25 protein-coding genes are annotated in these 20,196 nt (G+C 41.1%); 16 read left to right on the top strand and 9 right to left on the bottom strand.

Going from position 1 to position 20,196, the window contains the following annotated elements; all coding sequences use genetic code 11:
• Positions 1–32: 32 nt before the first annotated feature.
• Positions 33–692: a hypothetical protein gene (locus tag D7Z94_RS23580; protein WP_120714375.1), complete on the top strand. Its 660-nt coding sequence runs from the start codon at positions 33–35 to the stop codon at positions 690–692.
• On the opposite strand, the gene D7Z94_RS23575 is transcribed toward D7Z94_RS23580, so the two are convergent.
• On the bottom strand, positions 689–1,837 hold the full coding sequence (locus D7Z94_RS23575; RefSeq protein ID WP_120714116.1) for a cysteine desulfurase family protein: 1,149 nt from the start codon (positions 1,835–1,837) through the stop codon (positions 689–691). The two genes, D7Z94_RS23580 and D7Z94_RS23575, sit on opposite strands and share 4 nt — an antisense overlap.
• Before the next feature lie 102 nt (positions 1,838–1,939).
• Between D7Z94_RS23575 and D7Z94_RS23570 the strand changes: the two genes are divergently transcribed.
• Positions 1,940–2,443: a hypothetical protein gene (locus tag D7Z94_RS23570; protein WP_120714115.1), complete on the top strand. Its 504-nt coding sequence runs from the start codon at positions 1,940–1,942 to the stop codon at positions 2,441–2,443.
• A gap of 8 nt (positions 2,444–2,451) precedes the next feature.
• On the opposite strand, the gene D7Z94_RS23565 is transcribed toward D7Z94_RS23570, so the two are convergent.
• The gene (locus D7Z94_RS23565) at positions 2,452–2,994 is read right to left on the bottom strand and encodes a Smr/MutS family protein (protein WP_120714114.1); all 543 of its coding nucleotides are present in this window, start codon (positions 2,992–2,994) and stop codon (positions 2,452–2,454) included.
• Between the two features lie 62 nt (positions 2,995–3,056).
• On the opposite strand from D7Z94_RS23565, the gene D7Z94_RS23560 reads away from it, so the two are divergent.
• Genes D7Z94_RS23560 through D7Z94_RS23550 form a run of 3 tightly spaced genes read left to right on the top strand, consistent with a single transcriptional unit; the run spans position 3,057 to position 4,030 of the window.
• A complete protein-coding gene (locus D7Z94_RS23560) occupies positions 3,057–3,362 on the top strand; it encodes a DUF2752 domain-containing protein (RefSeq protein ID WP_245967295.1) in 306 nt (101 codons plus the stop codon).
• Between the two features lie 16 nt (positions 3,363–3,378).
• Positions 3,379–3,705, top strand: coding sequence for a CCC motif membrane protein (locus tag D7Z94_RS23555; RefSeq protein WP_120714113.1), 327 nt, complete (start codon positions 3,379–3,381; stop codon positions 3,703–3,705).
• Positions 3,706–3,718: 13 nt separating this feature from the next.
• Positions 3,719–4,030 carry a CCC motif membrane protein gene (locus tag D7Z94_RS23550; protein ID WP_120714112.1) on the top strand — a complete coding sequence of 104 codons (312 nt, stop codon included), beginning with the start codon at positions 3,719–3,721 and terminating at the stop codon, positions 4,028–4,030.
• Between the two features lie 169 nt (positions 4,031–4,199).
• Here the strand turns inward: D7Z94_RS23550 and rocD are convergent, their stop codons facing one another.
• The 3 genes from rocD to D7Z94_RS23535 form a co-directional block, all read right to left on the bottom strand.
• Positions 4,200–5,477 carry an ornithine--oxo-acid transaminase gene (gene rocD, locus D7Z94_RS23545; RefSeq protein WP_120714111.1) on the bottom strand — a complete coding sequence of 426 codons (1,278 nt, stop codon included), beginning with the start codon at positions 5,475–5,477 and terminating at the stop codon, positions 4,200–4,202.
• Positions 5,478–5,581: 104 nt separating this feature from the next.
• Complete coding sequence (locus tag D7Z94_RS23540; protein ID WP_120714110.1) at positions 5,582–5,968, bottom strand: DUF6768 family protein; 387 nt, start codon at positions 5,966–5,968, stop codon at positions 5,582–5,584.
• Between the two features lie 33 nt (positions 5,969–6,001).
• Positions 6,002–6,535 carry an RNA polymerase sigma factor gene (locus D7Z94_RS23535; protein WP_120714109.1) on the bottom strand — a complete coding sequence of 178 codons (534 nt, stop codon included), beginning with the start codon at positions 6,533–6,535 and terminating at the stop codon, positions 6,002–6,004.
• Positions 6,536–6,659: 124 nt separating this feature from the next.
• Between D7Z94_RS23535 and rlmD the strand changes: the two genes are divergently transcribed.
• Genes rlmD through D7Z94_RS23520 form a run of 3 tightly spaced genes read left to right on the top strand, consistent with a single transcriptional unit; the run spans position 6,660 to position 9,338 of the window.
• A complete protein-coding gene (gene rlmD, locus D7Z94_RS23530) occupies positions 6,660–8,075 on the top strand; it encodes a 23S rRNA (uracil(1939)-C(5))-methyltransferase RlmD (protein ID WP_120714108.1) in 1,416 nt (471 codons plus the stop codon).
• Positions 8,072–8,569, top strand: coding sequence for a DUF6452 family protein (locus D7Z94_RS23525; RefSeq protein WP_120714107.1), 498 nt, complete (start codon positions 8,072–8,074; stop codon positions 8,567–8,569). Before rlmD ends, D7Z94_RS23525 begins: the two co-directional genes overlap by 4 nt.
• Positions 8,550–9,338, top strand: coding sequence for a DUF6048 family protein (locus tag D7Z94_RS23520; RefSeq protein ID WP_120714106.1), 789 nt, complete (start codon positions 8,550–8,552; stop codon positions 9,336–9,338). The genes D7Z94_RS23525 and D7Z94_RS23520 overlap by 20 nt, the downstream gene beginning before the upstream one ends.
• A gap of 1 nt (position 9,339) precedes the next feature.
• Here D7Z94_RS23520 and D7Z94_RS23515 read toward each other — a convergent pair whose 3' ends face one another.
• Together D7Z94_RS23515 and D7Z94_RS23510 are read right to left on the bottom strand one after the other, a co-directional pair.
• The gene (locus tag D7Z94_RS23515) at positions 9,340–9,570 is read right to left on the bottom strand and encodes a hypothetical protein (RefSeq protein WP_120714105.1); all 231 of its coding nucleotides are present in this window, start codon (positions 9,568–9,570) and stop codon (positions 9,340–9,342) included.
• A 22-nt stretch (positions 9,571–9,592) separates the two neighbouring features.
• The gene (locus tag D7Z94_RS23510) at positions 9,593–10,756 is read right to left on the bottom strand and encodes a THUMP domain-containing class I SAM-dependent RNA methyltransferase (RefSeq protein WP_120714104.1); all 1,164 of its coding nucleotides are present in this window, start codon (positions 10,754–10,756) and stop codon (positions 9,593–9,595) included.
• A 95-nt stretch (positions 10,757–10,851) separates the two neighbouring features.
• Between D7Z94_RS23510 and D7Z94_RS23505 the strand changes: the two genes are divergently transcribed.
• The gene (locus tag D7Z94_RS23505; RefSeq protein ID WP_120714103.1) at positions 10,852–11,523 is read left to right on the top strand and encodes a ZIP family metal transporter; all 672 of its coding nucleotides are present in this window, start codon (positions 10,852–10,854) and stop codon (positions 11,521–11,523) included.
• A 156-nt stretch (positions 11,524–11,679) separates the two neighbouring features.
• Here the strand turns inward: D7Z94_RS23505 and D7Z94_RS23500 are convergent, their stop codons facing one another.
• A complete protein-coding gene (locus D7Z94_RS23500; RefSeq protein ID WP_120714102.1) occupies positions 11,680–13,062 on the bottom strand; it encodes an APC family permease in 1,383 nt (460 codons plus the stop codon).
• Positions 13,063–13,068: 6 nt separating this feature from the next.
• The gene (locus D7Z94_RS23495) at positions 13,069–13,740 is read right to left on the bottom strand and encodes an O-methyltransferase (RefSeq protein WP_120714101.1); all 672 of its coding nucleotides are present in this window, start codon (positions 13,738–13,740) and stop codon (positions 13,069–13,071) included.
• A gap of 353 nt (positions 13,741–14,093) precedes the next feature.
• Here D7Z94_RS23495 and D7Z94_RS23490 point away from each other — a divergent pair, with 353 nt between their 5' ends.
• The 7 genes from D7Z94_RS23490 (at position 14,094) to D7Z94_RS23460 (ending at position 20,191) form a co-directional block, all read left to right on the top strand.
• Positions 14,094–14,699 carry a TetR/AcrR family transcriptional regulator gene (locus D7Z94_RS23490; protein WP_120714100.1) on the top strand — a complete coding sequence of 202 codons (606 nt, stop codon included), beginning with the start codon at positions 14,094–14,096 and terminating at the stop codon, positions 14,697–14,699.
• A gap of 97 nt (positions 14,700–14,796) precedes the next feature.
• A complete protein-coding gene (locus D7Z94_RS23485; protein ID WP_120714099.1) occupies positions 14,797–16,071 on the top strand; it encodes a TolC family protein in 1,275 nt (424 codons plus the stop codon).
• Between the two features lie 10 nt (positions 16,072–16,081).
• A complete protein-coding gene (locus D7Z94_RS23480; protein ID WP_120714098.1) occupies positions 16,082–16,993 on the top strand; it encodes an HlyD family secretion protein in 912 nt (303 codons plus the stop codon).
• The gene (locus tag D7Z94_RS23475; protein WP_120714097.1) at positions 16,993–17,916 is read left to right on the top strand and encodes an ABC transporter ATP-binding protein; all 924 of its coding nucleotides are present in this window, start codon (positions 16,993–16,995) and stop codon (positions 17,914–17,916) included. The genes D7Z94_RS23480 and D7Z94_RS23475 overlap by 1 nt, the downstream gene beginning before the upstream one ends.
• Entirely contained in the window at positions 17,909–18,637 is a 729-nt protein-coding gene (locus tag D7Z94_RS23470; RefSeq protein WP_120714096.1) for an ABC transporter ATP-binding protein, read from the top strand. Before D7Z94_RS23475 ends, D7Z94_RS23470 begins: the two co-directional genes overlap by 8 nt.
• 11 nt (positions 18,638–18,648) lie before the next feature.
• The gene (locus D7Z94_RS23465) at positions 18,649–19,077 is read left to right on the top strand and encodes a DUF2141 domain-containing protein (protein ID WP_120714095.1); all 429 of its coding nucleotides are present in this window, start codon (positions 18,649–18,651) and stop codon (positions 19,075–19,077) included.
• 4 nt (positions 19,078–19,081) lie between these two features.
• The gene (locus D7Z94_RS23460) at positions 19,082–20,191 is read left to right on the top strand and encodes an ABC transporter permease (protein ID WP_120714094.1); all 1,110 of its coding nucleotides are present in this window, start codon (positions 19,082–19,084) and stop codon (positions 20,189–20,191) included.
• The last annotated feature ends 5 nt before the right edge of the window (positions 20,192–20,196 follow it).

The following is a 20,196-nucleotide window of genomic DNA, read 5'->3' as shown; positions in this document are numbered from 1 at the left end:
GCTATAAGATTATGATATATTTTTTCCGATTTATGAGGAACGTTCTTTTTGGCACACTAATTCTTGCCTCCACCTTTCTATACGCTCAAAAAAACATTTATGAGAGCGATAAGTTCGATGCCTTAAGCGATGGACATCAGGTCCTTGCCATTGTACCTTTTATTACCAAATTGGACTTAAAGGAGGAGATCTCTAGGGATGAGTTGAAGAAACTGGAAGAAAAAGAAGGCTACGCGGTTCAAAATGCCCTGGAAACCTACTTTTCCCAACGAAAGAAAAAGAAAAAGTTTTCTGTAGAGTTTCAAAACATAAAAAACACCAATGCCTTGTTGTCACAAAACGGCATTTCCTATACCAACATAGATGTATACACTACTAAACAATTAAGTGAATTGCTTGGCGTGGATGGAATTATTAGTGGAAGCCTAGATCTGAATATATTGCTTTCCAAGGGTATACCCGAAGGATTCAGCTTGATAGATTATTTTTTGGGTGATGCCGATTATGGAAGAATCGGCGTAAAGATAAGCGATGGAAGAACCGGTAAGTTGTTGTGGAAATATGAAAAAAAAATCAATAAGAAATCGGGCAAGAACACCAACGATCTCATTGACAGGATGATGAAGCTGGCAGCGCGAAAGTTTCCTTATGATCGCGAAAAAAGAAGGGATAGAAAAAAGGGTAAAAACTAATTCGCGATAAAATCCTTTAAAACTTCAATGGCATAATCCAGTTCTTCCCGGGTGTTGTATTTGGAAAATGAAAACCGAAGCGAAGGCTTGTTCAGCTCTTCTTCGGGCAATATTTCGGAAAGTACATGAGATCCCATATCGCTACCGGATTGGCATGCACTTCCTTTGGAACAAGCGATACCTTTTATATCCAAATGAAACAGGAGAAGTATTGCCTTATCGGAATCTATGGGCAAGCGTACACTGACCAATGTATAGGTACTACTTTCCAAATCTCCCGAAAGACCGTTAAACTTAACCTCGGGAATTTCCCTTTGTATGCTTTCCAGGAAGTATTTTTTTAATTCGGTTACATACGCTTGTTCCTCTTCCAAGTTATCATAGGCAGCAACAAAGGCTTCCTGCAATCCAACGATATTATGAAAAGATTCTGTCCCCGCCCTAAAACCTCGTTCTTGGGAGCCACCTGAAATTAAGGGCTTTAAACCGGAGTTTTTACGTAAAAAAGCAAACCCGATACCCTTTGGGCCATGAAACTTATGCGCCGCCGCGGTAAGGAAATCAACCTGGATTTCCTGCACGTCCCAAGGATAGTGGCCGATGGATTGCACCGTGTCCGAATGAAAAAAGGCACCATGCTCCTTGCATAGGCCACAAATTTCTGCGATGGCTATCTTATTCCCAATTTCATTGTTCACATGCATAAGGCTTACCAATTTTTTGGTATCGTCCTCTTGCAAAAGCTTTCTCAAATGTGAAAGCTTGGGATTGCCCCATTCATCCAAATCAACAAACCGAAGATTAATTCCCTCCTGCCTTTCCAAATCCTGGGCAGTATGGAGTACAGCGTGGTGTTCTATTTTGGAAGTAATAATGGTGGTAACTCCCAAATCGCGCACTGCGCTGCGCAAGATCATATTGTCAGCTTCGGTTCCTCCCGAAGTAAAAATGATTTCCGATGGATGTGCGTTCATGTATTTGGCAATGGTTTTTCGGGCACTTTCCACTACCGTTTTAGCAGACCTTCCAAAGCTATGTGTAGAAGATGGGTTCCCATAAAATTGGGTCAACGCCTCTTGCATTTTATGAATTACGCTACTCCTTACCTGGGTAGTGGCCGCATTGTCCAGATACACCTTTTCCATCAAAAACCTATTGGGATTAGACTTGCCAAAATTAACCGATTTATAGTTAATTTCTAGTCAAAGTGGAACAAACTTATGACATATTTCATTTACATTTGAACCATGAAATACGTATTGTACCTTGGTTTTCTTGCCCTGTTGATATCCTGTAACGATGGTAATCTTTCAATTGAGACCATAGATTTTGATAGTGTGGACCCACAAACATGTGAGAGCACGGTAACAACGGAAAGCACAATTTTTTTCAAGATAAATGACGACGAGGCCTTAATACTTACTTTGCAAAGCGGAATTCTAAACAATGAGGTTTCCGAAGGCGAAATCGAAAGCACGGTTCCAGGTCAGTCGCAATTGGTATACCGCATTTTTTCCGACCAGGTCTCCAATGACTATTTTTGCGATGCCGTACCTCCTATAGAGCCTATGGTAACGGAAGAAATAGTGGCGGAAAGCGGAAGCGTTTTTGTCTCCACAATAGCCGTGGATACCGTAACTTTTGAACATACCATACGCTTGGACAATATCTCCTTTATTACCGGCACCGATGAAAGAATTACGGATTTAAGCGTCAACGAATTTGGTATAGTAACAACAAGTAGTCAGTAGTGTCATTTCTAGGGATTTTGTAAAATATAAACCTCTGTGGCGCCCAGTCCATATTTTTGATAGTCCGCATCGTAATACTTCACATTTCCATACCGTCCGAATAAATAGTTCAGCTCTTCACGTAATACCCCCTCTCCTACACCATGGATAAAGACTATCTTTTGGATGCGATGGCGTATGGCAAATTCCAGTTGACGTTTGGCCGTATCCAACTGTAGGTTCAAAATTTCATGGTTGGTCATGCCCTTTGATGATTTGACCAACTGGTTTATATGCAAATCCACTTCCATTTTTGGGGCATTTCGCTCCTTAGGCTTTGGAACCTTTCTTACTGGTTTACCAGGAAGCTCTTTTTCCGCCTTTACTTGGGTCACCTCATCATTGGAAACGGTGATTCCATCTGAAACCTTAACCAGTTCGTTGGGAACATAGCTGAAGGAAAAACCGTCCTTGTCTTCGATGGTAATTTCATTGACGGCCACACGCACAACGACTCCACGAATGGTGTCATCAAGAGCTTCTACAACATCACCAACAGCAAAATCCTCCATATTTTTATTTTATTATACCCAAAAATAATGGTATTTTTCAACTGGAAAACCAATTTAAAGGGATGAATCTTTTTTTGGCAATGTTACCTTTGGGCATTAAGGATTATATGATCCCCTGTTTTAGCAAGCAGATTCTGGGCCTGGATTGTCCGGGTTGTGGATTACAACGTTCGGTGGTCTTTTTATTTCAGGGTGATTTTATCGCTGCGTTCCATATGTATCCTGCTGTATATACAATTATTCCCTTACTTGGCCTTTTATTGGCCGATGTCTTTTTTAAGATTCCCTACATCAATAAAATAGTCGTTGTGCTTATGATGCTAAGCGTGGGGCTTATCCTAGGGAATTATATCCTAAAATTTATCTAACTAAACCTAAAATATAATGGAACAACAAAAATTACCTAATGCAACCCTAATACTTGTTCTTGGAATTTTCGGATACGTATGCTGTTGCTTTGCCGGTATTGGAATTATTCCTTCTGCCATTGCTTTTATAATGGCCAGAAAGTCGGAAAAAATCTATGCTGAAAATCCAGAATTGTACGATAATATAAGCCAAATAAAAACAGGTAAAATCGTTGCTTTGATAGCATTGATTTTATCAGCTTTGGTTGCGATCCGATGGATTTACGTTATTTCTACAGGCGATTGGGATGCCATATTGGAACAATCCAGGGAAATGATGGAACAATACGGAATAGAGGAATAGCAAAAAGTATAGTATGAGTCAAAATCCATTACCTGGTGCAAGTAATGCACTTACTATGGGTATCGTATCCCTTGTGGGCGCCTTCATTTGCTGTGGGCCTTTTGCCATCATTTTTAGCATCATTGGCCTGAGCAGTGCCAAAAAAGCGGAAAAATTGTACATGGCCAATCCCGAGATGTATACTGGTTATGAAAATGTAAAGACCGGGAGAATTCTATCTTACATTGGGATGGCCGTGGCATTGATCTATCTGATTTTTATTATCCTTTATTTCGGGGCAATAATTGCCTTTATAGGTACGGACGGATTTGGCTCCGGAATTTAGGGCACTAAAACACTAAAAACGTTTCCAAAATTAGCGAAACATATCATCTTGAGCACAGTCGAAGCGTTTCCATTTAGGACTTCCCAGACATCTCGACTGCACCTGTCCGCCAACAAAGGCAGGCTCAATGCGACAAAAAGTTTAAGCTTTTTGCTTTTTAGATAAGCTTTTAGTGTTCAAAATCCAATATGGTCTTGGTGATGATGGCTACACACTCCAGCAACTGGTCCTCTGTCATTACCAAGGGAGGTGCAAATCTAATGATGTTCCCATGAGTGGGCTTGGCCAAAAGTCCATTTTCCTTTAAGGCCAGACAAATGTTCCATGCCGTGGAACTATCTTCGGTATCGTTAATGACTATAGCATTCAGAAGCCCTTTCCCCCGAACCAACCTTACAAGATCGGTCCGCTCTATCAGCTTTTCCATTTCTTTCCTAAAAATGGTGCCCAAATAATCGGCATTTTCCGCCAAGCCCTCTTCCTTTACCACTTCCAAGGCTGCAATAGCAACGGCACAGGCCAATGGATTCCCTCCAAATGTGGAACCGTGGTTGCCGGGACGTATGACATCCATAATCTCGGTATTGGCCAAAACCGCCGAAACAGGGAACACCCCACCGGAAAGAGCCTTGCCTAAAATTAAAATATCCGGTTTAACCTCGGGTGCACCACTACATGACTTATCCGGGCAGGAGCAGTTACCACAAGTGGCCAGCAACCTTCCCGTACGCGCGATGCCGGTCTGAACCTCATCTGCGATAAAAAGCACATTGTTTTCCTTACAAAGAGCATAAGCCTCTTGAATGTAAGTTTCGTCCGGGACATAAACCCCTGCCTCTCCTTGAATGGGTTCTACCAAAAATCCGGCTACATCCCCGTCCTTCAAAACTTCTTGTAAGGCATTAAGGTCATTGTAACGGATGGAAACGATTCCTGGGGTAAATGGTCCAAAATTTTCCGTGGCCGTTGGGTCGTTGGAAGCGGATATTATGGTGATGGTCCTTCCATGAAAATTATTTTGGCAAACTATTATTTTCGCCTTGTTCGCATGAATTCCCTTCTTTTCATAACCCCATTTGCGGGCCAACTTAATAGCCGTTTCAACAGCTTCGGCCCCCGTATTCATAGGAAGCACCTTATCAAATCCGAAATACTCCGAAACATATTTCTCATACCTACCGAGCATATCGTTGTAGAATGCGCGAGAGGTAAGTGTTAAATTTTCTGCCTGCTCCTTTAGAGCGGATATGATTTTGGGGTGACAGTGTCCTTGGTTTACGGCCGAATAGGCAGAAAGGAAATCAAAATATTTGCGTCCTTCAACGTCCCAAACATACACTCCTTCACCTCTACTTAGAACTACAGGCAAGGGATGATAATTCTGCGCTCCATATTTTTGCTCCAATGCAATAGCATCCTTGGAAGTAATACTGCTTATAACCGACATGACGATAAATACCTTTAAATGAGACTATAGCAATTCCTTCTTTGGGAGAGAAATCATCCTTTGTAGAAGTGCAAAATTAATAAATATTACGGACTATTTTCCAATTATTTATCCAGCTTGTGAGACAATGCAGCTATCTGAAGCTCCAAGCGCTTCAATTCTCGCAGCATATCGTTCTTATCCATCTGCATCCACATAAAAAGTTTCAACATGCCCATTACGATCAGACAAAGGAAACCTGCAGAAGACCATTTAATAAGTAAGTTGGTATCCGTGGTGTTGAAAAATTGGACAACACAGTATACAAAAAAAGCAAAGACCACAAGGTGTACAATGTTCATGATGATGGCCAACCATCCCAATTTACCTTTATAGACCCCGCCCATTTTCCCAAAAAGATCTTGTTCTTCCAATTGATCATAAAACTTGGCTTCTTCCCTATCCAAAGTTTCTTTGATCAGCTCATCGATTTTTTCCTTTTCTTTTTTCATATGTTTAAAATTTTTACTGCTCGTTGCATTGGTTTATTTTTTAAGAATGGCTTTTAATTTCTCTCGCGCATGGAACAACCTAGATTTAACAGTTCCTATGGAGATTTCGAGAATAGTGCTTATTTCCTTTAAGGAGTATTCCTCTGTATAAAACAATCGAAGTACCACTTGTTGGTCATTTGGCAATAGCTTTATAGCATTTTCAAGTTGTATCAAATCCGACTCTTTGTCCTCTTCTGCATCCAAATTATGGGGTGTATTACGATAGCCCGCTAACTTCTCTCTGTCATTTTTGTTACGGTTAAGAAAATCCAGTGATTTTCGGGTAACTATGCGCATGGCCCAACTGCCAAAGGCATTGGGGTCTCTAATACTGCCCAACTTTGTGATGATGATACTCCAACTATCCTGAACAATATCCTTGGATGCATCCAAATTATGGGTGTACCAATAGGAATGCCTGCATAATTTGGTATGGTGCCGCTTTACCAATAAACTAAGGGCCTTTTTGTCCCCAGATTGGTATTGTAGAACCAGCAGGGCATCAAATATCTTATTCGGGTTCATGGTATCCCATTCTATTCCAAAGACACAAAAAAGTCAAAAAGGTTCAATGTTTTTTAACTTTTTTTAATAGTATTCCTTTTAAAGATACCCCGTATAAATACAATCCTATTAGTACTTTTGTCCAATGCGCAAAAAAACTGGTCGCCCCTTTTTTGAGAACGTGGAAGTAGTCGATGCCGGTGCCAAAGGTAAAACCATAGGCAAGGCACCCGATGGAAGGGTCATTTTTTTGACCAATGCGGTTCCTGGCGATATCGTTGACGTACAGACCATAAAAAAAAGAAAATCCTTCTTTGAGGGAGTGGCCACTCATTTTCACTCCCGTTCGGATAAACGAACGGAACCGGTGTGCGAGCATTTTGGGGTATGCGGTGGTTGCAAATGGCAACATATGGATTATGTTCATCAGTTGTATTATAAGCAGCGGGAAGTAGAGAATAACTTAAAACGTATAGGGCATCTGGAACTTCCCGAAATACAACCTATCCTAGGCTCGAAGAAATCATATTTCTATCGCAACAAAATGGAATTTTCCTTTTCCGACAGCCGCTGGTTGACTTTGGACGAAATTAAATCCGACGCCACAATTTCGGATAAGAATGCACTTGGATTCCATATCCCAGGTATGTGGGACAAAATTTTGGATATTGAAAAGTGCCACCTACAGCCCGATCCATCCAATGCCATTCGTTTGGCGACCAAAGAGTTTGCTGTTAAAAACCGGCTCTCTTTCTTTAATCCAAGAAATCAATATGGATTACTGCGTACTTTAATGATCCGGACATCCTCAACGGGTGAGGTTATGGTACTGGTCCAGTTTTTTGAAGATGATTCAACCCAAAGAAATTTGCTTTTGGATCATTTGGGTAAAAGTTTTCCGGAAATAACATCGCTCTTATACGTTATCAATCAAAAGCAGAACGATACTATTTACGATCAGGAAGTAATATGCCATTCGGGAAGGGATTACATTTTAGAGGAAATGAAAGGTCTCCAATTCAAAATTGATGCAAAATCATTTTATCAGACAAATTCCGACCAGGCTTATGCACTGTATAAGGTGGTTAGGGAGTTTGCATCACTTAAAGGAACGGAGTTGGTATATGATCTTTATACCGGTACAGGTACCATTGCCCAATTTGTAGCGAAACAGGCCAAAAGGGTAATTGGTATTGAAGCGGTTCCCGAGGCTATTGCCAATGCCAAGGAAAATGCAAAACGCAATGAAATAGAAAATGTTGATTTCTTTGTGGGCGATATGAAAACCGTATTTGATGAAACGTTTATTGTTGAAAATGGAAGTCCGGATGTGCTTATAACAGACCCTCCACGCGATGGGATGCACAAGGATGTTGTGCGGCAAATTATGAATATCGCTCCAAAAAAAGTGGTTTACGTAAGTTGCAATAGTGCAACACAGGCTAGGGACTTAGAGCTGATGAAAGAAAAATACAAAATAACAAGGGTTCAACCCGTGGACATGTTCCCCCAGACCCATCACGTGGAAAATGTTGTACTTTTGGAGAAGCTGGACTTATGAAGAAAATCTCTATAATTTTAATTTTCCTTTTAGGGATTATCTCTTTTTCTGCATGCGAAAAGGACGATATCTGTGTTGATGGTGATACCCCATTATTGATCGTTCGCTTCTATGATTCCCAAGACATTACCCAAACCAAGGAAGTTCCAGGCCTACAGGTAAACGGGTTGATTATTGGAAGTGATACTTTGGAAATCTTGACTAACGCCTCTTTGGATTCAATTGCCTTACCGCTAAGAGCTGCGGAAACCAGCACATCATTTTTGATTTCGCAAACATTGAGTGAAGACGATCCGACCAATTTCGATGTACTTACTTTTTCCTATGGGGTAAATGAAGTATTTATTTCCAGAGCTTGTGGATTTGTGGCCAATTATGATGCATTGGAAGGCTCAGCGAGCTCTGAAGGAGATGCTCCTTGGATAAATGAAATACAAATTGTCACCCCTTTGGTGGAAAACTCAACTGCAGCGCATGTCAAGATATTTCATTAACCTATTTCTTTTCCTGGGACTTGTGCCAATTATAGCGCAACAAGAACCTATAGACCTTCAGCCCAAGGATACCGTTGTCTACGAACAACCTTATGGCATTAGGGTTGGAATAGACCTAAGCCGGCCTATTGTGTCCTCTTTTCAGGATAATTATACGGGCTTTGAAATTGTGGGGGATTATCGGCTGACCCAAAAATTATATTTGGCGGCGGAATTGGGCAACGAGAATAAAACCAGAATAGAAGAATTAGGTGGTATAGATGTTCCCAACGATGCGGAACTTTATGATTTCACTACTTCTGGGAGCTATCTAAAATTAGGAGTGGATTACAATACCTATGAAAATTGGTATGGGATGAACAATTCTATTTTTGTTGGTGGACGATTTGCCATCAGTAGTTTTAGCCAAACTGTGGACAGCTTTCGTTTTTACGAAAGTAACAGTTATTGGAGTAGGGATCAATTTGCACCGGGTTCCACGGAAGCTCAAGAATTCAGTGGTCGCTCACAATCCTGGATCGAATTTGTTTTTGGGACCAAAGTAGAGCTATTTGCCAATATTTATCTAGGTGGCAGTATTCGCTTGGGCTTTTTATTTAGTGATCCGAATGTAGAGCCTTTTCCCAATTTATTTATCCCCGGATTTAATAAGGTTACCGAAGGAAGTAAGTTTGGCGTGGGCTATAACTATTCCATTTCCTATTTGATACCGTTATACAAGAAAACCAAAAAACCGGAGGAAGTAGAAGAACAGGAAACCGAGGAATAATTCATAACTCGCGCATTCCTTTTATAAAAATCCACTTCATCAATACTTTTTCCCCTTCATCGGTCTTGATAGCGCCGAATTTAGGTGCCAATACATTGGCAATAATCGCAGAGGTTACCGCTAAAAAAATTCGGTTGATCGGTAAAAAGTACCCAAGTATTAATCGGGCGACAAGGAATAGCGTTACAAAAGCAATGAAATTGAATAGAAGAGCCTTATACTTGGGTCGCATGGTTCAGGTGAATTTCAATGAATCATAGGGATTGTTGATATTTTGCCTTCTTACTCCCTTCGTACATTACATATTTGACCAAACGTGATTCCAAATGACTATTAAATACCTTTATCTTCCGTGAGGGCCGAAGACCCACATACTTTAAGGCCTCCAAATTGGAAGTAATGAACCAGGAATCCGTCCCAGGATACTTTTGTTTTAAGGTATCTCCGATTGATGCATAAAAGTTTTCCATATCCAGATTCAGACGCTCTCCATACGGCGGATTGAATACCATATGCAATCTTCCTTCCGTAAACTTTTCGCTGGCAAAAAAATTCTTTTGTTCTATGGTTATATATTCAGAAAGATTTGCATTTTCAATATTGTCCTGCGCCTTTCGTACCGCTGAGGGGGCCTTGTCATACCCAACGATCTTATAATGAAACTCCCTGGCCTTGTTGAGGCTGGTATCTATAATTTTCTCAAAAAGAACGGCATCAAAATCGTACCATTTTTCAAAGGCGAAGCCCTTACGATTAATGTTTGCTGGAATGTTACATGCGATCATCGCCGCTTCCGTCAAAAAAGTGCCGCTACCACACATAGGATCTAGAAAATCCGACCGACCATCCCATTCGCTTAAAAGTAACAATCCGGCTGCAAGCACTTCGTTTATAGGGGCTATGTTCGTAGCGGTTCGGTAGCCTCTATGATGCAAGGAACTCCCGGAACTATCCAGGGACACATTGCAGTGGTCATTTTGTATATGGATATTTATTCGGATATCCGGATTCTTAATATCCACATTGGGCCGCTTACCATCTAACGCTCGAAACTTATCCGCAATGGCGTCCTTTGCCTTTTGGGAAACGTAAAGAGAATGTGTAAACTTATCGGAGTGTAAGGTAGTATCTATGGCAAATGTTGCATCAACAGAGAGGTAATCCGACCAATCCATAGCATAGATCTTTCGATATAGATCATGGGTATTGCGAATGGAAAAGGAATGGATGGGCTTAACAATCTTTATGGCAGTGCGTAGACATAGGTTGGCCTTGTACATAAACCCGGTATCCCCTTCAAAGGATACGTTTCGCGTGCCTGTTTTTACATTTCCAGCACCCAGATTGCGTAATTCCTTGGCCAATATTTCCTCAAAACCGAACAAGGTCTTGGCCACCATGGTAAAGTTGTTATTCATCCCCCATAATCAAATTGAAGCAAAAATACAGTATTTTTGAGCCTTATGGATTTGTGATACTATAAATCCTAAAAACAACCTAATCCAATAATCCATTGAAATACCTTTTGCCTTTCCTGGCCGTATTGCTAAGTTTTGGTTTTGTGGTTCTTTTCAAACCAAAAAATAAAGCGAATTTCAAGCTCCTTTTGGCCTTTAGTGGAGCATTTTTATTGGCTTTGACCCTTTTTGAACTTTTCCCGAAAGCCTATATAAATTCCAATGCAAAAGTCGTTGGGGTTTTTATTATGCTGGGCATTCTTTTCCAAATATTTTTGGAATTTTTTTCTAAGGGAGCTGAGCATGGTCATATTCACACGAATGGGGAAAAGACCCTTTTTCCTTGGCTTTTATTCGTTAGTCTCTCCATTCACGCGTTTTTGGAAGGCTTCCCGGTTCAGGAAAATGGCACCATTATCTATGGCATACTGGTACATAAAGTTCCCATAGCCGTTATTCTTAGCATCTTTCTTCTAGGCTCTAAATTAAAAATGACTTATGCGCTAATGTTTATAAGTCTTTTTGCATTGATGACTCCTTTGGGCAGCTATTTTGCCACCAATGTTGATCTTATTTCACCCTATTTAAGTTATATCAATGCAGTGGTCATTGGGGTGTTTCTGCATATCTCCACAGTCATTCTTTTCGAGAGTTCGGAGGGACATACGTTCAATTTAAGAAAATTGTTGGCTATCGTTTTGGGAATAGTCATTGCATTTATGTTGTAAACAATGACCTATTACCATATTAGTTTACAATAACTTCTTCACTTTTCAATATATCGAAATCATAAAAATACTTTATCTGGGTAGCTAAAAGAGAGAGGAATAGATTTATATTGGGTTAAACTCCATATGCTTAAATTCGAACCGATTTTTATCCAATTATCTATTTTTAGACTGGTTCTCCGATGCGTTGAAATTTGTATTATGCTGAAAGTGTTTGAACGCAAAAAAAATAGGAATCCCCACCAGCATTGAAAGCAGGGCTATGGATGATTCCTTTGGCCGTTCAAAAAAAGCTAAAACCAGAATCGAAAGACTTATTACAATGTAAAAAACTTGTACCCATGGGTATCCAGGTAGTTTCAGGACAGATTGACCCGATTTCCTAAGTTTAAATAGGCCAACTACGGCTAGGATTGGAAAAATTCCCAATGCAAAACCCATATAAGTCAATATTTGATCAAAGGTACCCGAAAGTACCAGTAATATTGATACTAGTGCCTGAATAAGAATCGCCTTGGAGGGAACCTTAAAAACGGGGTGAATCTGGGCTAGGAATTTAAAGAAATAGCCATCTTTCGCCATCGCATAATAGATTCTTGGCCCTAGTATTATAAAGGCGCTTAAGGAAGAAAAAAGTGCAAATGAAATCAGAAGTGAAACTACCGCATCTGCAGAACTGCCGAACAAATTATTGACGGCCAGCCCACCAATGGCGACCACCCCTTTCATGTCTGCCGGAGGAATGGCATAAATAAACAGTATATTTAACAACAAGTACAAAAGCATAACGATAATGGTTCCAAAAATAAGGGATTTGGCCAGGTTTTTCTTGGGATTCTTGATTTCCGAACCAACATACACCGATGCATTCCAGCCGGTATAGGCAAACGTAATCCACATTAATGAGAGCCCGGCCGTTTTCCAACTTCCGAAATCCGATGTAACCCTTACTTGATCTGAGAAATGAGATAGGTCACCATTGCCCCATAAAAAGCCAACAATCAGTAAACCGACTACCAATACCACCTTGAATACGGTAAGATAGTTCTGGACTTTGGCGCCAAACTTAATCCCTCTAAGGTGTACTGCAGAAAATAAGAGAATTACACAGATGGACACCAATTTCTTGTTGGTGTCCATGGAAAGACCCATGGTAGAACCGAACTGCGGAAATGCCCGAAAAAAATATGCGCTAAAACCGATGGCCGAAGCGGCGATGGGTGCCGAAAACCCTGCAATGAAAGATGCCCATCCGCTTAAAAAGCCATATATGGGATGGAAAAGCTTGGATAAAAAATTGTATTCTCCTCCCGCTTGGGGCATGGCTGCCCCTAATTCTCCATAGCTTAGGGCACCACATAGTGCCAAAACACCGCCGATCACCCAAAAAAGAAGAAGTATCCACGGATTTCCGATGTCGCCCATCAACAGGCCGGAAGTCGTAAATATTCCTGCTCCGATCATGTTGGCGATGACGATATTCGTCAATGAAAAAAACCCCAGACTGCGATCAAGCTTATCTTTTTCCTTGCTAGCCAAACGAATCTAATTTTTGTAACTGATGGCCAAACCTCCACCGGAATTATCCACTGTTGTAGTAAAAGTATCCAGGCCTAAAACGTACTCCAAGTACTCCCCTGTCCCTCGCATTCCTCTTTGTCCCGAATTTTTTGGTCTTACATTGTGGGCGGTAAAGCAACCTCCTTTTTTTAATTTTGGCGCAATATCCTTAAAATAATTAATGTACCAACCTTTATCCGCATCACTGAATACAAAATCGAAGGTAACGCCCAATTCCTTTACCAACTTATGGGCATCGGCAAGGCGGGCATCAACATATTCTGACAATCCTACCTCTTTTAGATTGGCTAGGGCTTGCTTGTGCCGAGTCTCATCGATATCGATAGTGATCAATTTTCCTCCGGTCTTACTGAACGCCCAGGCAATCCATATGGCAGAATGCCCTGTTGAAGTGCCTATTTCCAGACCTTTGGTATAGCCGTTTTTCAGGATAATGTCATAAAGTAACTTTCCATCGGAAGCTGGGATATTCATATCACGCCACTTTCCCTCATAATCCTCTAGGAAAGCCTCTACTTTTTTATCGAGATCGGTTTTAGGGGCTATTTCCTGAGACTGCACGTTCAACACTAGTAAAAACAACATAAATGATGTTAAACCGGACACTACTTTTATTGAGATTTTGTTTCCTTGCATTTTATCAATTTTAAAAGCAATCTGTGATGAAGTTCTTCTTAAAGATATTCATCTTTTTTCTTTACTCTTTTTTTAATCTGTCAACGACGGATTTGTAACCCTTACGAGCAGTAGTTTCCTCAAAAAAAAAGAACCCATTGTCAAAACCGAATTTCTGCGGCGCCTATGCCATTGTACACAGAAATCCAGCGGTCTCTTATCCATATTGTTTGTCCTTGGTAGTGTGAGGTGCCTTTTTTACGAAAAACTAAAATTACCTGTGTTTTCATTTTGTTGTTCGCGTTTTCTACTTTGGCACAAAATATACAAAACAATAGTTTTCCTAAATTTGAACTTGCTAAAACGGGTTACTTATGCAAAACGAAACGGAACAAAAAATTCTTGAAGCGGCCAAGGTTATCTTTATTCAAAAGGGGTTTGCCGGGGCGCGTATGCAGGAAATTGCGGACAAGGCCGAAATCAATAAGGCCATGTTGCATTATTATTTCAAGAGCAAACGCAAATTGTTCGAAGGCATCGTTGTGGCCAACATACAGATCATGGCCCCAAAACTTTCTGCGGTGCTCCATACAAAGGGCAGTGTGTATGATAAACTCTGTTTGTTGGTAGATACCTATATCGATACTATTGTCCAAAATCCGGACATGCCTATGTTCCTGTTACATGAAATGGCGCAGGGCAACAAAGATTCCATTGAGAAAATGAAAAAGATTATCGACGATGATCAATCCTTATTAAAATTTTTGGAGCAAATGCAAGAAGAGCAGCAACAAGGTATCTTGAAACCCGTACCGCCCCAGCACATCATGCTCACTACAATGTCCCTGATCGTATTCCCGTTTATTGCACGTCCCATATTTGAACGAATGTTGGAAATTCCCTCTCACCTCTACGTTAAAATGATGAGTGAGCGCAAACAGATTGTCAAAGAAATCATAAAGTCCAGTTTCGTGAACTAAATTTTTTATATTTGCATTAACCATTTGGTTAATATGCTGATCGGCATATATTTTTTGAATAAAAACTAACCATTTGGTTAATTTCAATTAACTAAAAATGAATCAGTTAAAACTCAGTCTTTTTTTATCTTCATGCTTTTTCAGTGTTTCCGTTCTTGGACAAATCCAATCTAACTCAATTCCACTTGAAGAAGCTTACCGATGGGCGGAGCAGCACTATCCCCTCATAAAGGATAGTGACCTTATTGACAAAATAGAAGCCATTAATTTAAATAACATAGGTAAGACCGGACTACCAAAAATCAGTCTAAATGGGCAAGGACAATTGCAGTCCGAAAATATCAACATTCCCATCGGCGATAACGCTATCAATGCCCCCCTGGAGACCTTCTCCGCATATGTGGGCATTGACTATGATCTATATGATGGCGGCATTAAAAAAGCACAAAAGGCTTCGGAAATTGCATCAGCCAATGTAGAACGCAAATCTTTAGAGGTACAATTGCGTTCCCTTAAGGATAGAGTAAACACCATTGTTTTCGTAATCGCCCTTTCAAGAAAGCAAAAGCAGATCCTACAAACCTCCAAAGAGGATCTAGAAGTAAATATTCAGAGCCTTCAGGCAGGTTTTGAAAATGGTACGGTACTGGAAAGCGAAGTTACGAAGCTGATGGTCCGGCAATTGGAACTTACCTCCGAAATCATAAAAACAGAAGGGGATATCCGAACCTATGTTTCCCTTCTGGAGCAATTAACTGGCAAGACGTTTCCTGAGGATGTGCAATTTGAACTACCCTATGTTGTTCCAACTTTTCAGGCGGAAGCCATCAATAGGCCTGAAGAGTTACTTTTTGATAATCAAAAATCGTTATTTGCCGCCCAGGAAGCGTCCATTGCCGCCAGCACCCGCCCTAAAATATCCCTCTTTGCACAGGGAGGGGTTGGCTATCCAAATCCTTTAGACTTTTCGGACATCAGTACCGCCACTTACGCCTTGGGTGGCGTTAAGCTCAAATGGGACTTTTTGGATTGGGGCAAAGGAAAAAAAGAACGGGAACGCATCAAGTTGCAACAGGAACAGATTGAAGTAGATCGTGAACTCTTCCTCTTTGATTTGGATTCCGATCGTTTGGAATATCAGGAAGACATGGCCGCTCTGCAGGTGCAGATTAAAAATGATGAAGCCATTGTCTCTATGCAAAAGGACATACTAACACAATCTAAGGTCCAATTGGACAATGGGGTAATCAATTCCAATGATTACGTAACCCAGGTAAATGCCACCCTCAATGCCGAACAACAATTGGAATTCAATAAAATTCAATTACAGCAGACCATAATAAATTATTTAACCTTAATCGGTCAACTATAAAATCAAAAGAATGCACACCAAATTACCTCAGGTCCTTTCGCTTTTTTGTGTGGTTTTCCTGGCTAGCTGCGGTAACGGCAAAATTGCCGACGCCTATGGAAACTTTGAAGCGACAAGTGTAACCGTTAGCGCAATGGGCAATGGAGAGCTTGTTTTTCTCAACATTGAGGAAGGCCAAAAATTAAAGGCCGATCAAGGGGTAGGTCTTATAGACACGACTCAAATACATCTGGAAGAAGTACGGCTGGAAGCACAGCTACAAGCATTGGACTTAAAGTTACAAGAGGCCGCACCGGAGGTGGCCATATTGGTGCGCGACAGAAGTAACCTGGTCCGGGAACGGGACAGGACGCAACGTCTATTGCAACAAAAAGCGGCCACTCAACAACAATTGGACGACTATAACGGTAAAATTGATTTAGTCGAACAGCGTATTAATTCCACAAGACGCAACATCAATATCGCCAATAGAGGCATCCTGGCCGAACGCAAACCCTTGGAAGCTCAAATTGCCCTGGTGAAAAAACAACTGGAAGACCATAAAGTAAAAAACCCCATTTCCGGCACGGTACTCACCAAATTCGCTGAACCCAAGGAACTAATGAGTATGGGAACACCACTTTACAAAGTGGCCAATTTGGATGAAATAAAGTTGCGTGCCTATACCAGTGCAACACTTTTACAGGATGTGCAATTAAATGACACGGTAACCGTGCGAATTGATAAGGGTGAGGATGATTTCCGGGAACTGGATGGAACCATAATTTGGATAGCAAGCGAAGCCGAGTTTACACCAAAAACCATACAGACCAAAGAAGAACGGGTAAACCTGGTTTATGCCTTGGAGGTAAAGGTCAAAAATGATGGAACCTTAAAAATTGGTATGCCCGGCGAAGTTGTTTTCAAAAAGGAAAATGAATAATGGCAGCAGTAGTACTGGAAAATATCAGCAAAAAATATGGCCATGTTACCGCCTTGAAATCCATCAGTTTTCGGATAAACGATGGGGAAATATTCGGACTAATAGGTCCCGATGGAGCCGGTAAATCAACCCTGTTCCGAATCTTGACGACTTTGCTTCTGGCCAATGAGGGAAGGGCCTCCGTGGCAGGCCATGATGTCATAAGGGAATATCAACAAATCCGGAAAAAAGTCGGGTATATGCCTGGACGTTTTTCCTTATATCAAGACTTGAGCGTTGAAGAGAATCTGTCCTTTTTTGCTACAATATTTGGTACCACCATTCAAGAAAACTATGATTTGGTCAAGGATATCTATGTGCAGATAGAACCCTTTAAAAAAAGGTTGGCCGGACAACTTTCCGGGGGCATGAAGCAAAAACTTGCTCTTTGTTGCGCCCTCATCCACAAACCTGAGGTTCTTTTCTTGGATGAACCCACAACGGGGGTAGATGCCGTGAGCCGAAAGGAATTTTGGGAAATGTTACAAAGCCTAAAGGAAAAAAATATTGCCATTTTGGTAAGTACTCCCTATATGGATGAGGCCAGTCTATGCGACCGTATTGCCTTGATTCAAAATGGAGAAATACTTAAGATCGACAGTCCCGAGCAAATGGTTAGGGATTTCAAAAAGCCTCTATATGCCATTAAAACGGAACATACCTATTCTACATTGAACTATTTACGCAGTGCTTCATATACCAGAAGTGCCTTGCCTTTTGGCGAGTTCATTCACCTAACCACAGCCAAGCCATACAAACCTTTTCAGATAAAGGACGATTTGGAACGGGTGGGCATTCCGATTCAAGAGGTGAAAATCGCTGCCCCTAGCATTGAAGATATTTTTCTAGATCTCTCCAACACCGACGAATTTATAAATGGATAAGCGAAACGCCATAGAGGTTGAGGGTTTAACCAAAAGATTTGGTGATTTTACCGCTGTGGATGCCATTTCATTTCAGGTGGCGAAGGGAGAAATTTTTGGGTTTCTCGGGGCCAACGGAGCAGGTAAGACAACAGCCATGAAGATGTTGATAGGTTTAAGCAGACCTACCGAAGGGATGGGAAAGGTAGCCGGATTTGACATTGATAAGGAAGCTGAGCAGGTAAAGCGGAATATTGGTTATATGTCACAAAAATTCAGTCTCTATGACGATTTGACCCCAAAGGAAAACGTACGGTTTTACGGGGGGGTATACGGCCTTTCCAAAAATCGTATTAAGGAAAAGACCCGGGAAATCCTAAAAGAGTTACATCTTGAGGAAGTCGCCAACAAACCGGTAGTTGCACTTCCCTTGGGATGGAAACAGCGTTTGGCCTTCGCTATTTCCATGGTACATGATCCGGACATCGTCTTTTTGGATGAACCCACTGGGGGTGTAGATCCCTATGTGCGGCGGCAGTTTTGGGAGACTATTTACCAAGTTGCCGAACAAGGAAGAACCATTTTCGTCACTACCCACTACATGGACGAGGCCGAGTATTGTGACCGCGTGTCTATCATGGTGACCGGTAAGATAGAAGCCTTGGACACCCCTGAAAAACTAAAAGAAGAATATAATGCAAACACGATGGACGAAGTCTTTTTAAAACTCGTCCGCTATTAAAAAAGTAAGCTATGAAGAGAAAACACCTTATTGCAGTAATGACCGTTGTCCTGATGGGATTCACAAAACCTGGTTCGGGTAACTTAACTATTAACCTAACGGATATTGAAAGTAAGGAAGGGGAGATTGTTTTTATGCTTTTTGCTAAAGAGGATGGCTTTCCCAAAGAACCTTCCAAGGCCTTTAAAAAAGGCGTGGTCACCGATTTCTCCGCCTCGGCCAGCTATACATTTAAGAAAGTTCCCTATGGGACGTATGCGGTTTCTGTATTTCAGGACAAGGACAAGAACGGCGAAATTAAATCAAACTTTATCGGTATGCCCAAAGAACCGGTCGGAGCTAGCAATATGACCAAAATGGGCAAACCATCATTTAAAAAGTGTTCGTTTCAGCTCAATAGCCAAAACAAAGAGCTTCGTATGAAGTTTATCATAAACTAAAAGCATGGCAAAAGTCTTCCGGGCATTTGTAAAAAAGGAGTTCTATCACATTTTACGGGATAAACGGACCTTGCTCATCCTTTTTGGAATGCCATTGGCACAGATCCTTATTTTCGGTTATGCAGTGACCAATGAATTTAACGATGCCCAAATAGATGTACTGGATTACGCAAAAGATGAGACCAGTATTCAATTTATAGAGCATTTACAAAGTTCAGGGAATTTTCAATTGAACAAGGTCCTGCTTACTGAAACCCAAATGGAGGCCGGAATGAAAGCAGGTGATTCCAAGTTGGTCATTGCGATCCCTGAAAATTTTTCGGCCGACTTTTATGGTGGAAAGCCCTTGAAAATTCAGGTACTGGCCGATGGTTCAGACCCTAACAATGCAAATACCTTGGTACAGTACGTTACACAAATGGTCAGCCGTTTCCAAATGGAACGGGGTATGGCATCGCCCAATGCATATCGGATAAATGTGGAATCCAGGATGATATATAACCCCCAACTGGTAAGTGCCTACAATTTTGTGCCAGGAACCATTGCATTGATTTTGCTCATTATCTGTGCCATGTTGACCTCCCTTACCATCGCACGGGAAAAGGAATCGGGCACTATGGAAATACTTTTGGTCTCCCCCCTACCTCCACTTCTCATAATTGTGGGAAAAGTAACTCCCTATGCCATTTTGTCCTTTACAAATGCCATTTTGGTGCTTTTATTGGGCCACTTTGTTTTTGATGTGCCCATTGTGGGCAGCATAGGACTCTTATTGCTGATGTGCTTTTTATATGTGGTGACGGCCTTGGCCTTGGGTACTTTGATTTCAACCGTTTCAAAAACGCAACAGGACGCGATGATGCGATCTTTAATGGGTCTAATGATGCCATCGATGATTTTGTCAGGTTTTATTTTTCCACTGACCAGTATGCCCATACCATTACAATACCTTGGCCAAATTGTTCCTGCAACTTACTTTATTGAAATACTAAAAGCAGTTATGTTGAGGGGGGTAGGCCTCAATTTTATTTTGTACGAAGTGGTAATTCTAGCAGTAATGACCATAGTCTTTCTATTTTTTGCTTGGCGAAAATTTAAAATTCGATTGGAGTAGAGGAA

It is taken from the genome of Ulvibacterium marinum (genome assembly GCF_003626755.1).
In the GTDB taxonomy this organism is placed as follows: domain Bacteria; phylum Bacteroidota; class Bacteroidia; order Flavobacteriales; family Flavobacteriaceae; genus Ulvibacterium; species Ulvibacterium marinum.
The sequence above is the reverse complement of the archived record's forward strand: the minus strand, read 5'-3'. Positions and strand labels throughout refer to the sequence as shown.

Bases quoted from the DNA above. Each gene is read 5' to 3' on its own strand.
- D7Z94_RS23520 (WP_120714106.1), top strand. From the start codon at position 8,550: ATGTCAAGATATTTCATTAACCTATTTCTTTTCCTGGGACTTGTGCCA.
- D7Z94_RS23515 (WP_120714105.1), bottom strand. From the start codon at position 9,570: ATGCGACCCAAGTATAAGGCTCTTCTATTCAATTTCATTGCTTTTGTA.
- D7Z94_RS23475 (WP_120714097.1), top strand. From the start codon at position 16,993: ATGGCAGCAGTAGTACTGGAAAATATCAGCAAAAAATATGGCCATGTT.
- D7Z94_RS23460 (WP_120714094.1), top strand. From the start codon at position 19,082: ATGGCAAAAGTCTTCCGGGCATTTGTAAAAAAGGAGTTCTATCACATT.
- D7Z94_RS23490 (WP_120714100.1), top strand. From the start codon at position 14,094: ATGCAAAACGAAACGGAACAAAAAATTCTTGAAGCGGCCAAGGTTATC.
- D7Z94_RS23525 (WP_120714107.1), top strand. From the start codon at position 8,072: ATGAAGAAAATCTCTATAATTTTAATTTTCCTTTTAGGGATTATCTCT.
- D7Z94_RS23510 (WP_120714104.1), bottom strand. From the start codon at position 10,756: ATGAATAACAACTTTACCATGGTGGCCAAGACCTTGTTCGGTTTTGAG.
- D7Z94_RS23580 (WP_120714375.1), top strand. From the start codon at position 33: ATGAGGAACGTTCTTTTTGGCACACTAATTCTTGCCTCCACCTTTCTA.
- D7Z94_RS23565 (WP_120714114.1), bottom strand. From the start codon at position 2,994: ATGGAGGATTTTGCTGTTGGTGATGTTGTAGAAGCTCTTGATGACACC.
- D7Z94_RS23480 (WP_120714098.1), top strand. From the start codon at position 16,082: ATGCACACCAAATTACCTCAGGTCCTTTCGCTTTTTTGTGTGGTTTTC.
- D7Z94_RS23540 (WP_120714110.1), bottom strand. From the start codon at position 5,968: ATGAAAAAAGAAAAGGAAAAAATCGATGAGCTGATCAAAGAAACTTTG.
- D7Z94_RS23535 (WP_120714109.1), bottom strand. From the start codon at position 6,535: ATGAACCCGAATAAGATATTTGATGCCCTGCTGGTTCTACAATACCAA.
- D7Z94_RS23555 (WP_120714113.1), top strand. From the start codon at position 3,379: ATGGAACAACAAAAATTACCTAATGCAACCCTAATACTTGTTCTTGGA.
- D7Z94_RS23560 (WP_245967295.1), top strand. From the start codon at position 3,057: ATGAATCTTTTTTTGGCAATGTTACCTTTGGGCATTAAGGATTATATG.
- D7Z94_RS23575 (WP_120714116.1), bottom strand. From the start codon at position 1,837: ATGGAAAAGGTGTATCTGGACAATGCGGCCACTACCCAGGTAAGGAGT.
- D7Z94_RS23465 (WP_120714095.1), top strand. From the start codon at position 18,649: ATGAAGAGAAAACACCTTATTGCAGTAATGACCGTTGTCCTGATGGGA.
- rocD (WP_120714111.1), bottom strand. From the start codon at position 5,477: ATGTCGGTTATAAGCAGTATTACTTCCAAGGATGCTATTGCATTGGAG.
- rlmD (WP_120714108.1), top strand. From the start codon at position 6,660: ATGCGCAAAAAAACTGGTCGCCCCTTTTTTGAGAACGTGGAAGTAGTC.
- D7Z94_RS23470 (WP_120714096.1), top strand. From the start codon at position 17,909: ATGGATAAGCGAAACGCCATAGAGGTTGAGGGTTTAACCAAAAGATTT.
- D7Z94_RS23570 (WP_120714115.1), top strand. From the start codon at position 1,940: ATGAAATACGTATTGTACCTTGGTTTTCTTGCCCTGTTGATATCCTGT.
- D7Z94_RS23550 (WP_120714112.1), top strand. From the start codon at position 3,719: ATGAGTCAAAATCCATTACCTGGTGCAAGTAATGCACTTACTATGGGT.
- D7Z94_RS23495 (WP_120714101.1), bottom strand. From the start codon at position 13,740: ATGCAAGGAAACAAAATCTCAATAAAAGTAGTGTCCGGTTTAACATCA.
- D7Z94_RS23485 (WP_120714099.1), top strand. From the start codon at position 14,797: ATGAATCAGTTAAAACTCAGTCTTTTTTTATCTTCATGCTTTTTCAGT.